14 protein-coding genes are annotated in these 14542 nt (G+C 36.2%); 8 read left to right on the forward strand and 6 right to left on the reverse strand.

Annotation, left to right across the window (positions count from 1 at the left end; all coding sequences use genetic code 11):
- Positions 1–31: 31 nt before the first annotated feature.
- Together GXM16_RS10275 and GXM16_RS10280 are read right to left on the reverse strand one after the other, a co-directional pair.
- Complete coding sequence (locus GXM16_RS10275) at positions 32–1612, reverse strand: NADP-dependent glyceraldehyde-3-phosphate dehydrogenase (RefSeq protein WP_163394286.1); 1581 nt, start codon at positions 1610–1612, stop codon at positions 32–34.
- A 76-nt stretch (positions 1613–1688) separates the two neighbouring features.
- Positions 1689–2000 carry a rhodanese-like domain-containing protein gene (locus GXM16_RS10280; RefSeq protein ID WP_163394287.1) on the reverse strand — a complete coding sequence of 104 codons (312 nt, stop codon included), beginning with the start codon at positions 1998–2000 and terminating at the stop codon, positions 1689–1691.
- 289 nt (positions 2001–2289) lie between these two features.
- Here GXM16_RS10280 and GXM16_RS10285 point away from each other — a divergent pair, with 289 nt between their 5' ends.
- From GXM16_RS10285 to GXM16_RS10300, 4 genes are all read left to right on the forward strand, one after another.
- Entirely contained in the window at positions 2290–3090 is an 801-nt protein-coding gene (locus tag GXM16_RS10285) for a hypothetical protein (protein WP_163394288.1), read from the forward strand.
- 33 nt (positions 3091–3123) lie between these two features.
- The gene (locus GXM16_RS10290; RefSeq protein WP_163394289.1) at positions 3124–3756 is read left to right on the forward strand and encodes a Crp/Fnr family transcriptional regulator; all 633 of its coding nucleotides are present in this window, start codon (positions 3124–3126) and stop codon (positions 3754–3756) included.
- A 205-nt stretch (positions 3757–3961) separates the two neighbouring features.
- Entirely contained in the window at positions 3962–4747 is a 786-nt protein-coding gene (locus GXM16_RS10295) for a sulfite exporter TauE/SafE family protein (protein WP_163394290.1), read from the forward strand.
- A gap of 304 nt (positions 4748–5051) precedes the next feature.
- Complete coding sequence (locus GXM16_RS10300; protein WP_163394291.1) at positions 5052–5447, forward strand: SRPBCC family protein; 396 nt, start codon at positions 5052–5054, stop codon at positions 5445–5447.
- 64 nt (positions 5448–5511) lie between these two features.
- Here GXM16_RS10300 and GXM16_RS10305 read toward each other — a convergent pair whose 3' ends face one another.
- The 4 genes from GXM16_RS10305 to GXM16_RS10320 all read right to left on the reverse strand — a co-directional run bounded on the left by GXM16_RS10305 (position 5512) and on the right by GXM16_RS10320 (position 9671).
- Positions 5512–6075: a hypothetical protein gene (locus GXM16_RS10305; RefSeq protein ID WP_229684314.1), complete on the reverse strand. Its 564-nt coding sequence runs from the start codon at positions 6073–6075 to the stop codon at positions 5512–5514.
- A 415-nt stretch (positions 6076–6490) separates the two neighbouring features.
- Positions 6491–7567, reverse strand: coding sequence for a cytochrome d ubiquinol oxidase subunit II (cydB, locus tag GXM16_RS10310; RefSeq protein WP_163394292.1), 1077 nt, complete (start codon positions 7565–7567; stop codon positions 6491–6493).
- A 2-nt stretch (positions 7568–7569) separates the two neighbouring features.
- Positions 7570–8916: a cytochrome ubiquinol oxidase subunit I gene (locus tag GXM16_RS10315; protein WP_163394293.1), complete on the reverse strand. Its 1347-nt coding sequence runs from the start codon at positions 8914–8916 to the stop codon at positions 7570–7572.
- A gap of 164 nt (positions 8917–9080) precedes the next feature.
- Positions 9081–9671: an HD domain-containing protein gene (locus tag GXM16_RS10320; protein WP_163394294.1), complete on the reverse strand. Its 591-nt coding sequence runs from the start codon at positions 9669–9671 to the stop codon at positions 9081–9083.
- Between the two features lie 161 nt (positions 9672–9832).
- On the opposite strand from GXM16_RS10320, the gene GXM16_RS10325 reads away from it, so the two are divergent.
- From GXM16_RS10325 to GXM16_RS10340, 4 genes are all read left to right on the forward strand, one after another.
- Positions 9833–11251, forward strand: coding sequence for an MBL fold metallo-hydrolase (locus GXM16_RS10325; RefSeq protein WP_163394295.1), 1419 nt, complete (start codon positions 9833–9835; stop codon positions 11249–11251).
- 182 nt (positions 11252–11433) lie between these two features.
- The gene (locus GXM16_RS10330) at positions 11434–11997 is read left to right on the forward strand and encodes a YeeE/YedE family protein (RefSeq protein ID WP_163394559.1); all 564 of its coding nucleotides are present in this window, start codon (positions 11434–11436) and stop codon (positions 11995–11997) included.
- 10 nt (positions 11998–12007) lie between these two features.
- Entirely contained in the window at positions 12008–12484 is a 477-nt protein-coding gene (locus GXM16_RS10335; protein WP_163394296.1) for a DUF6691 family protein, read from the forward strand.
- A gap of 352 nt (positions 12485–12836) precedes the next feature.
- Positions 12837–14414: a glycerol-3-phosphate dehydrogenase/oxidase gene (locus tag GXM16_RS10340; RefSeq protein ID WP_163394297.1), complete on the forward strand. Its 1578-nt coding sequence runs from the start codon at positions 12837–12839 to the stop codon at positions 14412–14414.
- Positions 14415–14542 lie beyond the last annotated feature (128 nt).

Consider the following 14542-nt stretch of genomic DNA (forward strand, 5'->3'; position numbering starts at 1 on the left):
GGTTTCTGAAAATTAATATATAACCTTGATATTATAAAATATAATCGGTATTGATGAAATTGGATTCTTTGCTATTTAATAATTCCTGAAGGATTTCATTGTTATAAGCAATATCCTTCGAAGCTACAAACGTACGGATTGAGAACGAACGCAATGCATCCGGGATACTCAATGTTCCTACTGCAGAATCTTTACGCCCAGTGAACGGGAATGCATCCGGACCTCTCTGGCAAGAACTGTTCAGGTTTACCCTGCATACCAAATTGACCAAGGCATCGATAAGCGGAGCAAGCGTTTTGATGTCTTTACCAAATAAACTTACCTGTTGTCCATAATTTGATTCGGCCATATCATCTAAAGGTTCATTGATGTCCTTGAAAGAAATAATTGGCACTACTGGTCCGAATTGCTCTTCATGATACACTCTCATGTCTTTATTTACAGGATATAAAACGGCCGGAAAAATATAATTTTCAGCATGTTTTCCTCCTTTTTCATTTAAGATTTGTGCTCCTTTGCTGGTTGCATCATCAATTAATCCCTGAATGTAGGCTGGCTTGTCTTCTTCCGGAAGAGGAGTCAAAGAAACTCCTTTTTCCCATGGATTTCCAAAAACCAAAGCATCTACTTTTTCAGAAAAACGTCTGTTAAATTCTTCAGCGATAGACTCATGAACGTACAACACTTTTAAAGCTGTACAACGCTGACCGTTAAAAGATAATGATCCTGTAATACATTCCTGAATTGCAAGATCTAAGTCGGCATCCGGTAAAATGATTGCCGGGTTTTTAGCCTCCAGACCCAAAATCAAACGCAGTCTGTTTTTGTTTGGATGCTGATCTTGCAAAGCGATAGCAGATTTACTGTTTCCAATTAATGCCAGAACATCAATTTTTCCTGACTTCATAATTGGAGAAGCAACCTCACGGCCTCTTCCGTATACGATATTGATAACTCCTTTTGGAAAACTGCTTCTAAAAGCTTCTAACAATGGAGAAATACATAAAACTCCATATTTTGCCGGTTTAAAAATTACGGCATTACCCATAATCAGGGCTGGAATCAACAACGAGAATGTCTCGTTAAGAGGATAATTGTAAGGTCCAAGGCACAATACAACCCCAAGAGGTCCACGACGGATCATTGCATTTACACCCTGAACTTTCGAAAAGTGAGAACTGCGTCCGTTTAATTCTTTGTAACTGTCAATAGTATCCTGAATATATTCTACCGTTCTGTCAAATTCTTTTTGCGAATCGCCAAGGTTTTTTCCAATTTCCCACATCAAAAGCTTCACCACGTCTTCACGGGTTTCTTTCATTTGTTTTACGAAATTTTCCATGCATTTGATACGGTCACTCACTTTCATGGTTGGCCATAATCCCTGTCCTTTGTCGTAAGCCGCAGTAGCTGCTTCCACTACCTCAGCAGCCTCTTTTTCTGCCATGAACGGAATAGATCCTAATAATGTCGGCGCATATTTTTCTGTAGAAGAAATAGTCGAAAACACCGGAGTTGTCTGGCCTGTCCATTGTTTTAATTCTCCGTTTACAAGATAAGTATCCTGATTCAGAAGGTCTTTAATTTGATACTCTTCGGGTATAAAACTCATAATCTGGTAATTTTAGTTTTGGTTATTTAATATTTTTTAAAAGAAAAAAGAGGCATTTTTTTGCCTCTTAGTCTTTTTATGGATTTACTGTTTCACCTTCCCAATCCAGGATTCCGCCAAGCAGATTATAGGCATTCTCAAAACCTAATTCATTCATAATCTGACATGCTTTTGCGCTCCTTGCTCCTGAGCGGCAATACACATAATAATTTTTGTTTTTATCCAGTTCTTCTATTTCATAAATAAAAGCCTGACCTTTATTGATGTCAATATTTACAGCATTTTCAATATAGCCGTCGTTAAATTCGTCTTCAGTTCTTACGTCAAGTATAACTGCATTTTCATCAGACTCTAATTGTGCAACCCAATCTTCTTGTGATAAATTCATAGTATTGTGTTTTTTGTAAAATTAAAAGTTTTTACTACATAAAATACGTTCAAAATACGTTTTCTATTATTATTCAGAGAAAACGTTTTAGAGAACATAAAATTGTCAGCGTTTTACAAATTTACTCACTATTTTCAAAAAAACATACTGGAATGTTAATAGAAAATAGGATTTTTTCATTTTAGGTATTCGTATCTTAAAAATAGTTTTCTGACAATTAAAGCAAATCAATCTGCTATATTTGTTGTAAAAAATAAAACATATCGATTTCAACAATAATAATGCACTAATGAAACTAATAATAGTAATCGTTTTATTTTATAGTTTTTCCATTTTCGCACAAACTCATAAAAACAATTTGAGAACCGAAGAAACAGCTATTGAAAGTGGAGAAATTATTAAAATATACAATAATGAAAAACTCGAAAGTTTCACATTACAGATTCTTGCTGATTACTATTCAAACTCATTTTTCTTTACCAAAGAAAACGACATTATAACCATTAAAAACAGAGTTGAGAGCGATGCCATAATTAAACTATACGTTAAGGACAGAAAAAAAGTCAGTGAATTTCTGTATAAAGACAAACTCATATTTTATACAGAAGTAATCGACTTCGACATAAAAAAATTACCGGCACAAAGTAAAATTTGGAACACTATATATAATGATGAAAAAATCAGTTATATCTATAAAGATAATTTATCTAAAGCTGCAGGAGATGATTTTGAAAAAAGCTACAAACTATTCCTTTTCTTAAAAACATCAGAAAACAATGCAACTACCGATTTAATTTTCAACCAGATAGCAGATTTTTTCTCAAAAGAAGATGCGATTCTTAGAATCTATCTGAGTAAATACAGAGACAAAATTAATGCTGAATCACAATTAAATAAGACTGGATATTTAACGACTAATGAGCTTGGTAAAATAAAAAACGGTATTTTATGGACCCAAAAAACAATAAATAACGGTGAATATCATGTCTATAAAAATGAACAAATAATTAAATCCGGAACTGTAAATTTAAAATCTTTTCAGGAAATATTTAACACTTACTATACTGAAAACTATAACTTACAAGAATAAAAAACAATAACGTATAATAGACAAACAGCATCAATGCAAAATTCATTAAAAACCCTTTTCCCAAACTTCTCCAGTGAACTGATTGCTACTATCGAACAAAACGGAAGCGCACAGGATTTTGAATCCGGAACCATTTTAATGCGAACCGGACAGTATATTAAAAACACCGTTCTGATTATGAAAGGAAAAATCAAAATCTATCGTGAGGGCGAAGACGGAGGCGAATTTTTATTGTATTATCTGCAGCCCGGACAAGCCTGTGCCATTTCGATGATCTGCACTGCAAAAAGCGAAAAAAGCCAGATTATGGCCAAAGTTGTCGAAGATGTTTCGGTGATGATGATTCCGCTTCAGCTAATGGACAAATGGATGATGGAACACAGATCGTGGTACGAATTTGTAATCGAAACCTACCGAAGCCGTTTTGAAGAAGTTCTTGAAGTGGTAGATAATATCGCATTCCGGTCTATGGATGAACGTTTGGAATTTTATCTGAAACGCCATTCTGATGCTTGTGGCTGTTCTGAAGTCAAATTATCACATCAGGAAATTGCAACCGAACTCAATACCTCCAGAGAAGTGGTTTCGAGACTTCTCAAAAAAATGGAACAGCGCGGTCTGGTCAAACTCAACCGAAACCAGATTGAACTTTTAAAAAAGATTTAAAAACACCAATTTCACTAATTTTCACTAATTAGTATTTGTAAGACTCTGTCAGTTCGAGCGGAGTCGAGAACCTGGGAGCATCTCGACTCCGCTCGATGTGACATTAGAAAATAATTCATGATAATTCGTGTTTAAAATTCTTTCTGTGACAAATGTTACTGTAGATTTCTAATTTGCAAACCACCTTTGCATCAAAACAAATGCAATGGAATATGCAGGTTATATTGCTTCAATTATTATCGGAATCTCGCTGGGCTTAATTGGCGGTGGCGGTTCCATACTTACGATTCCAATTTTAGTTTATCTCTTCAAAGTTAATCCTGAACAGGCAACTTCATATTCCTTATTTATCGTAGGATTGACCGCCATCTTTGGAAGTTACAGCCATTACAGAATGGGCAATCTCAAACTTAAATCGGCATTGTATTTTGCCATTCCTTCTGTGATTTCGATATTGATTATCCGCGAAGTTATTTTCCCAAAAATTGCCGGTACTCTTTTTTCTGTAGCTTCTTATACCGTTTCAAAAGACTTTCTGATTATGATTGTCTTTTCCCTATTAATGATTACAGCCGCTATTTCGATGATTCGAAAAGAACAGCCCGAAATAAAAGCAACCGAAACCAATTATATACAATTAAGCTTAATAGGTTTCATAGTCGGAATCGTAACCGGATTTTTGGGTGCCGGAGGTGGATTTCTAATTATTCCCGCTCTGTTATTTTTCGCCAAATTACCAATGAAACAAGCAGTCGGAACTTCATTATTAATCATTACCATTAATTCCTCAATAGGTTTTGCAGGCGATTTGTATATCGGAACCCAGATTGATTATCCCTTTTTATTAGGTATTTCAGCAATGGCGCTTTTAGGAATGCTAATCGGAAGCCAGCTTTCTAAAAAAATAGACGGTACTAAACTAAAACCGCTTTTTGGCTGGTTTGTCCTCGTAATGGGACTTTATATTATTACGAAAGAAATTTTGTTTTAAGGCTTTCACGCAATTTTTAAATATTTTGAATTTAGTTTCACTTGTAGAGTAGTCTTTGTCAGAGTTTTAAATTTTGACAAAGATGAAACTAAACAGTTTTCTTACGTAAACAGATTTATACTTTTTTTGGCATAGCTTGCGGCCGGGCTGTTGCTATATCTTTTTTCCCAGCTATTACTTATTCAAATAAAGAATTAATCATTTCAGATATATTATAAAAATAAAAGACTTAACTTTAGTTATTTCCTGTTATTTGTCAGGCTATTAAATAAAAGACAATCGAAATAATACTAAAATAAATGTTATGACTTCTCAAACAATCACTATCAGCATATCAATACATAATTCCAAAGAAAAAGTTTATGAATTTGCATCAAATCCTGAAAACTTCCCTAAGTGGCTGGCTTTTATACAATCAGTTTCAAAAAAATCAGACCGGGTTTGGAACGCCGAATCAGATTTAGGGAAAATCGAAATAGAGTTAAGTCCGGAAAATGAATTCGGAATTATAGATCACAAAGTAAAACTACCTGATGGCACAAAAGTTTATAATCCATTGAGAGTTATAGAAAACGGAGAAGGAAGCGAAGTTATATTTACTTTATTTAAAATGCCCAATAAAACAGACGAAGAAGTAAACGCTGATTCCGAATTAGTAAAAGCCGACTTAAAAACTTTAAAAGACATTTTAGAAAAATAATTTAAGTACTCATTTAATTCCCTAACGGTTTAAATATCGAATAAAATTCAGTTAAATCTTAGAATCAGTTTTCAATTATAACCGATTTTATTTCCAGCAACGCCCCTGAAACAGGATGATAATTCACAAAATTGAATTTACAAAGGTTGTGGATATTCAACAGTTTTCCGTTTGGCAATCCGTTCTGTCTGAAAGCTGTCCACGGAATTTTCATCGTTTTGAATCTATTGGAAGATACCGGTAAATCAACTCTTGGATGAGATCCGCCGTGAATACAGCCCGTTCCTGTTTCATTTCCTTCGCGTGCCTGCAATTTAATGAGCTGTGTCGATTTATAAGTAATCTTTACAAATTTTGATTTATTGGATAAATTAGTCGGAATTCCATCATTCGATGCTGATGATGTGATCAATACATTAAGTTCAATTTCACCCACAGGATTATCCTTAGCGGTAACCCGAACAACACCTTCTTTTTCTCTGACCGCATTAATTGTTTCGTAATTTTCGTTGACAGGTCCTGCAATATGCCAAATGTTTGATTTAACAAGATCTACATCTGGCTTCAGGATTGCTGCAGGAAGCATAAAGGTCGAAACTATAATTACAAAAATGGATTGCCGAATCACAAGGAGTATTTTTTTTATAAAATCAAATTTAAATAAACCATTTGGATTTTTTGGACGTTACCTACGGGCTATCCGCTAAATTCCCGATTAACAAAAATTACAGCTAAAAGCCTTGTTTTTCTAAATCGGGAGATACCGCTCCTATCCCTAAAGCAATCTCGAAATATGAAACGTTCTTCTTTTAAAACGATCACTTAGTTGATAATTCGAATCCTTATTTTTCATGGCTCTTTTTGAATTGCCTCCAGCTTTAGCTGGAGATTCATAAAAATATATAAAAAGGCTTTAGCCAAACTTACCATTTGGTTAAAACCTTTTTCCTAATTCAACAAAAAACCTCCAGTTAAAACTGGAGGCAATTGATATAAAAAATTCAATTAATGAAAATTTGTGTAATTCGTGGCTAAAAACAAAATCAATGCTCCCCATACCCAATATCATCCATTTTCCCGCTAAAAACACGGTACTGAATAATAAAATAAACAATTACCAGAAACAAAGCCACAAAAAACCAGCTCAGTCCGGCATTTAATCCATATTCCCCGGCAGCTGTGTTATAAATCGTTAACGAAGGATTCACTTTATTGGTCGATGGCAAAACATTCGGAAAAATCGAAACGGCTGTTGAGGCAAAACCTCCCACTAAAAACAAAGTCGAGAACAGAAATCCGTAACCGTCTTTTTTAAAAGTTCGTACTTTGAACAATCCTAAAATCCCGACAAAAGTCATTACAGGAAAAAACCACAAAATAGGGTTCTCTACAAAATTATAAAACGGTCTTGGTTCAATAAAATGCCAGATTTGAAGCGAGATAATCACTAAAACCAATAACCCAATATTCAGTCTAAAAACCAAATCCTTAAGCTGAGGATTTAATGATGAATTCGTTTTATAAATAATCCAGTTGGCACCGTGAATCATCAATGCGACTACACTTACAATTCCCAAAAACAAAGTAAACCAGTCGATAATTCCCAATTCATTTGCCTGCGGACTAAAAGTCGGATTCCATAAAGGCAGAAAGAAATAATGCGGTTCCTGTGTAGAAACACCATTTTCGACCATTCCGAGATTCACACCACGGACGATATTTCCAAGGGCCATTCCGAAGAACAAAGCCAGAAGCAGACTCGCAATTCCGAAAGCCTTGTCCCAAATCGCTTCCCACATATGATTGTGTACCTGACCACGCATTTCCAGACCAATAGCACGGAAAATCAACAGCCATAAAATCATAATCAAAGGCAGATAAAATCCGCTGAAAGACGATGCATACAAAGTCGGGAAAGCAAAAAACAGCACACCTCCTGCAGCAATCAGCCAGACTTCATTGGCATCCCAAAAAGGACCAATCGAATTTGTAATGACTATTTTATCCCTTTCAGTTTTCGCAAAAAACAAATGAATAATTCCTGCCCCAAAATCGTAACCGTCCAAAACAATATAAACAGCCAGGATTCCCATTAAAACTACGTACCAAAAAAATTCCATACTTATATTTTTTCTGTTGAAAGTTCCACATGATGCGGTCCTTTATTGATAATTTTTCCAATCAAAAGCAAAAACAACATTCCGAGCAAAAGGTATAAACCAATAAAACCCAGCAATGTAAACAAGGTATTTCCGGAAGAAACGGTTGGCGATGCTCCGGAAGCGGTTCGCATTAAATTATAAACCAGCCACGGCTGTCTGCCTAGTTCTGCAGTGTACCAGCCAGTCGTATTGGCAATATATGGAAACGGCATCATGAACATAAGCGACCATAAAAGCCATTTCGTTTCAAACAATTTTCCCCGAATCAATTGAAAAAGCGAAAGCACCATCAATCCGATAAATACTGTTCCTAGTCCTACCATAATATGATAGGCATAATACAACCCGGAAATATTAGTCGGATGCAGATCTTCTTCAAACTGATCCAGTCCCTGAATTTCCTGATCCCAATTTCCGTAAGTCAGGAAACTCAGAATATTAGGAACGGCGATTTTATTATCCAGTTTTTTGTCTTTTACATCCGGCTGACCAATTAAAACAATTTCAGAACCTTTTTTCTCTGTGTGAAAAATTCCCTCCATAGCTGCAAAAGTCACTGGCTGGTATTTCACCACATTTTTAGCCAGTAAGTCCCCTGTTGGAACAGCTACAACCAAACTCGAAATCAATCCGAAAATGACTCCGGTTTTTAAAAACAATTTTCCAAAAGAAACATTTTTTCTGCTTAAAATATAAAAAGCACCAATTCCGGCCACAACAAAGGAACTTGTAACCAATGATGCTGCCTGATTATGAAGATAAGAAGGCCAAAGCCATGGATTTAGAAACAATGCTTTAAAATTCGTCAATACAAATTTTCCGTTTTCAAGGATTTCATAACCCACTGGATTCTGCATCCACGAATGTGTGGCAATAATCAAGTAACCACTCGCCCAGGAACCAATCATGATTAATAATCCGGTTACAAAATGCCATTTATGTCCGAGGAGTTTTTCCCCAAATAAAAATATACCCAAAAAGGAGGATTCTAAAAAGAATGAAAACATGCCTTCCATCGCCAGTGTCTGACCGATGATTCCTCCGGTCAATTCGGAGAATTTTGCCCAATTGGTCCCAAACTGAAACTCCATCGGTATTCCGGTTACTACGCCCATTGCAAAATTCAGGGCGAAGATTTTCATCCAGAAATGGGTAGCGTGATTATAGTGTTCGTTATTGGTTTTGAGATATTTCCACTTGAAGTAAACGATGATGAGCGAAAGACCCATTGTGAGCTGTGGAAAAAGGTAGTGAAAGGTAATCGTGAAGGCAAATTGCATTCGGTCATAAAAGAGCATTTCTTCCATAAGGTAATTTGTTTATGAAGTTCCACAAATTTACCCATTAAAACCCGAATTACTGTCCTGCAGAAAGAGTTTATTTGTAAAGTTTTGAACCATATAAGTGATATAAGTTCATTTTAGTTTTTTGCGTCAAACTTGTATTTACTTACATCACTTATATGGTGAAATTATTTTTTTAAAATACCTTTTTCAACACTTTCGTTTATTAACCCTTCAGCATAATTCCATAAAGATTTCGAGCCTTCTTTTATCACGCTCTTTTTTTCATAAACCTTATCATAGTTGACTCCAAACTCTTTCCAGGTTCCGCCATTGTTTGATGTATTTTGCAATAATGGCTCTAATCTGTCCATAGATTTTGCAAATTTAGCCTCATTAGTTTGGCCTGCTTCAAATTCTTCCCAAACAGCAATCAGCTCTTCAGCTTGTTTCTTTGGCAGTAAACCAAAAATCCTGTTTGCAGCCAATCGTTCTTCATCAGTATTGCAATGATTTTTGGCTGTATCATAAATAAAAACATCTCCAGCATCAATCTCCACAATATCATGAATCAGAACCATTTTTACGACTTTCAAAACATCAATCGGTTCGTTTGAATGTTCTGTCAGGACAATCGCCATCAAAGCCAGGTGCCAACTGTGTTCTGCATCATTTTCACATCGGTCGCTGTTGAAGAGTTTTGTTTTGCGCTGAATGTATTTTACTTTATCAATTTCTTTTATAAAAGCAATCTGACTCAATAAATCTTCTGTATTCATAACATTGATTTTAGGAAAAATGCAAAATTACAAAATGCTTCTCCTTCTCAAATGAAATTTTTATTTGGATTTTATCTTAAAAACCCATTTTTGTAACATTAGTCACTTACTTTACTCCAAAACAAGCTTACCTTTGTTATCCTATTATTTAGAACAGAATCATGAAAATCGAACAAATTTACACCGGATGCCTGGCGCAAGGTGCTTACTATATTACCTCAAACGGAGAAGCAGCTATTATTGATCCGCTTAGGGAAATTCAGCCTTATCTGGATCGTCTGGAACGCGATCAGGTCAAATTAAAATACATTTTTGAGACACATTTCCACGCTGATTTTGTTTCAGGACATCTTGATTTAAGCAAGGAAACTCAGGCTCCAATTGTATATGGACCAAATGCCAAACCCGAATTTGAATGTATCGTTGCTACTGACGGACAGGAATTTAAAATTGGCGACATTACCATAAAAGCCCTGCATACTCCGGGGCATACGATGGAAAGCACCACTTATTTATTGATTGATAGCAACGGAAAAGATCATGCTATTTTCTCAGGAGACACCTTGTTCATTGGTGATGTTGGACGTCCAGATCTGGCTCAAAAAGCTGCCGGAATGACTCAGGATGAACTGGCCGGAATTTTATATCATTCGCTAAGAGACAAAATCATGACTTTGCCCGATGATGTAACTGTTTATCCCGCTCACGGTGCCGGAAGTGCCTGCGGAAAAAATATGAGCAAGGAAACCGTTTCGACCATCGGGAATCAAAAAGCTACTAATTACGCTTTACGCGAAAATATGACCGAAGCCGAATTCATCAAAGAAGTTACTGACGGTTTATTGCCTCCCCCAGCCTATTTCAGCATGAACGTGGCGATGAACAAAAAAGGATACGAAAGCTTTGAAACCGTTTTGCATAACGGAATGAAAGCTATCGACGTAAAAGATTTTGAAGCCATTGCCGAAGAAACCGGAGCTTTGATTCTGGATACCAGAAGTGCCGCCGATTTTAGCAAAGGCTATATACCGCAATCCATTAATATCGGAATCAATGGCGATTTTGCTCCCTGGGTTGGGACTTTAATTGCCAATGTAAAACAGCCTATCATATTAGTAACTGAAGATGGTCTTGAAGAAGAAACCGTAACCCGTCTGAGCCGCGTAGGTTTTGATACGATTATCGGACATTTGGATGGCGGTTTTGGTGCCTGGCAAAAAGTGGGTTTCGAAACAGATGCTGTAAACCGTATTTCTGCCGAACAATTTGCAAATGAAGTCAATATCAAAGAAGACAGAATAATTGACATTCGTAAAGAAACAGAATACGAAGCAGAACATATTGAAGATGCGTACAGCAAACCTCTGGCTTATATTAATGACTGGGTAAAAGATATTAACCCTAACGAACACTTTTACCTCCACTGTGCCGGAGGGTACCGAAGTATGATTGCTGCTTCCATTTTACAGGCACGCGGTTTCAGGAATTTTAGCGAAATTGAGGGCGGTTTTGGAGCAATTGCAAAAACCAATATCCCAAAGTCCGATTTTGTTTGTCAGAGCAAGACTCTAAAATCATAAATATTGAACATAAATTTCCACCATATAAGTTATATAAGTTCATTTTAGTTTGAGTGCTATTTTATGCTCCCCTTCTTACATTTACTTAAATTACCTAAGTTATATGAGAGATTGAAACTCCAGCTTATAATTACTTATATCACTTATATGGTGGAAATATTTTAATTTTAACAAGCATGAGTATACTGGAAATTATTAAAGAACCTTGGCCTTGGTACATTGCCGGTCCGTTAATCGGATTAACTGTACCTATATTATTAATCATCGGAAATAAATCTTTCGGGATCAGTTCTTCGCTTAGACATATTTGTGCGGCATGCATTCCTGCTAATATTTCGTTTTTTAAATACGACTGGAAAAAAGAAAGCTGGAATTTATTCTTCGTCTTCGGAATTTTTCTTGGAGGAGTTATCGCAGCATACTTCCTGTCAAATCCAAATGAAGTTACAATTACGCCTGAACTTTCAGAAAAATTAGCCACTTACGGAATCACAGATCATACTGGTTTAGTTCCTAAACAATTATTCTCGTGGGAAAGTTTATTAACCCTTCGCGGATTCATTATGATTGTTGTGGGCGGATTTTTAGTAGGTTTCGGAACCCGTTACGCAGGCGGATGTACGAGTGGACATGCCATTATGGGATTATCGAACTTACAATGGCCATCATTGGTAGCCACAATCTGTTTTATGATTGGCGGTTTTGTAATGGCACTTTTAATTCTGCCTTATATTCTTTCACTTTAAAATTTCAAAAATGAATTTAGAAAATAAAAATACAGACGGCGAAGGAATCAATGCAAGTCAGCAAAAAGAATCAGTATTCGGAAACCTAAAATATTTAATCGTTGGAATCTTTTTCGGAATCGTATTTGTAAAAGCCGAAATAATCAGCTGGTTCCGCATTCAGGAAATGTTTCATTTGGAGTCATTTCATATGTATGGCGTAATCGGAAGTGCCGTTGCCATTGGATTACTATCCGTACAATTGATTAAAAAATTCAATATCAAAACCCTTCAGGGCGAAAAAATAGAAATCCCGCCAAAGACTTTCAACAAAGGACAAATCTACGGCGGATTATTATTTGGTTTCGGATGGGCGATTACCGGAGCCTGTCCGGGTCCGCTTTTCGCTCAAATTGGAACAGGTGCTACAGTAATTATTGTGACTTTGTTAAGTGCCATTGCCGGAACCTGGGTTTATGGTTTGATTAAGGATAAGCTGCCACATTAATTTTACTTCAAAATAAATTCTAACCCTGACAGTTTTTTCAAACTCGTCGGGGTTCGTTTTTTTTAATCTAAAATCTAAATTCAGAAATCTTAAATTCGGGCGTGCCAGCATTTAAGAAATGGCCTGAAAATTCATTGCGCTCATCAGGCCTTTTCTTAAATGCTGTCGGGCTATCCGCACTGCTTCGGCAGTTTGCTACTATCCCTCACGCACAATATCGATTTTAAGACATTAGGGAATTTAATAGCACAAAAACTATTTAGATACAATTACAAATTGTGGCACAATTTTTAGTTTCATTTTGTTAAGTTTGTCATTATACAGTCGCCAAATTTTAAGCCTTAAAAACAATATGAATCGCACAGAACAATTATCGAAACTACAAAACACAGAAAATTGGGACGTAATCATTATTGGCGGAGGAGCAAGCGGTCTCGGAACTGCTCTTGATGCAGCCAGCAGAGGCTATAAAACAATCTTATTTGAAGCAGTAGATTTCGCAAAAGGAACTTCAAGCAGAAGCACCAAACTGGTCCATGGCGGCGTCCGTTATCTCGAGCAGGGAAATGTAAGTTTGGTTAGAGAAGCATTAAAAGAAAGAGGTTTGATGGCTCAAAATGCGGGCCATTTAGTCAAAAACCAATCATTTGTTATTCCGAATTACAATTGGTGGGGCGGTTATTTTTATACTTTCGGCCTAAAGATTTATGATTTATTGGCGGGTCGCTTAAGTTTAGGCGCTTCAAAATACATTTCAAAAGAAAAAACGGCTGAGATGCTTCCTAATGTCCAGGAAAACGGTTTGGTAAATGGTGTTATTTATCATGACGGACAATTTGACGATTCGCGTTTAGCCATCAATCTTGCCCAGACTGCAGTAGAAAAAGGAGCCTGCGTTATTAATTATATAAAAGTTGTCAAGTTATTAAAAGATCCTAACGGAATTGTTATTGGTGTACAGGTAGCAGATCAGGAAACCGGAAATAAATATGATGTAAAAGGATCAGCCATCATAAATGCTACGGGCGTTTTTACCAATGCCATCATGAAACTAAACGACAGCGTTTACAAAAAATATATCGTTCCGAGTCAGGGAATCCATTTGGTATTTGACAAATCGTTTTTACCTGGCGACCATGCCCTGATGATTCCGAAAACAAAAGACGGAAGGGTTTTGTTTGCTGTTCCTTGGCATAATCGTGTTGTAGTAGGCACAACAGATACCTTAATCAAAAGTCACAGTTTAGAACCTGTAGCTTTGGAAAGCGAAATTCAGTTTGTTCTGGAAACAGCTCAACGCTTTTTAGCAAAGAAACCAACCAGAGCTGATGTATTGTCTGTTTTCGCTGGTTTGCGTCCATTGGCAGCACCAAAAGAAGAAGGCAAAAGCACTAAAGAGGTTTCCAGAAGTCATAAAATTCTCGTTTCAAAAACTGGCTTAATCACGATTACAGGAGGAAAATGGACGACCTTCAGAAAAATGGCTGAGGAAATAATCGACAAAGCGATTAAAACAGGAAAATTACCTAAAAGAGAATGTGTTACTGAGCATCTTTCGATTCATGGAAATAAAGACACCACTTCAATTGACAGAGAAAATCACCTTTATATATATGGTTCTGATATTCCTAAAATAATGGAATTGCAAGAAAATGAACCTGAGTTAAAAGAAAAACTTCATCCAAAATACGAATTCACATTAGCGGAAGTTGTCTGGGCTGTCCGCTATGAAATGGCAAGAACCATTGATGATGTTCTGGCAAGGCGTGTCCGCTTATTATTTTTAGATGCCAGAGCAGCCATTGAGTCTTCAGAGAAAACAGCACGATTAATGGCTAAAGAATTAGGACATGATGAAGCCTGGATAGCGAAAGAAATTTCAAATTTTAAAGCAGTATCCAAAGGGTTTCTTTTATCTGAATATCAATAATCTGCATAAAACAAGTATTTACATCAAAAACTAACTTAAGTAGATTAAATTCATCTTACAAATATTCTAAGGATCATATTGACTTCTTTATGATTTCAACAATTTTATTTTTAAGTTAATTATCACTA

Origin of the sequence: Flavobacterium limi, from assembly GCF_010645075.1 — a bacterium.
GTDB lineage: Bacteria > Bacteroidota > Bacteroidia > Flavobacteriales > Flavobacteriaceae > Flavobacterium > Flavobacterium limi.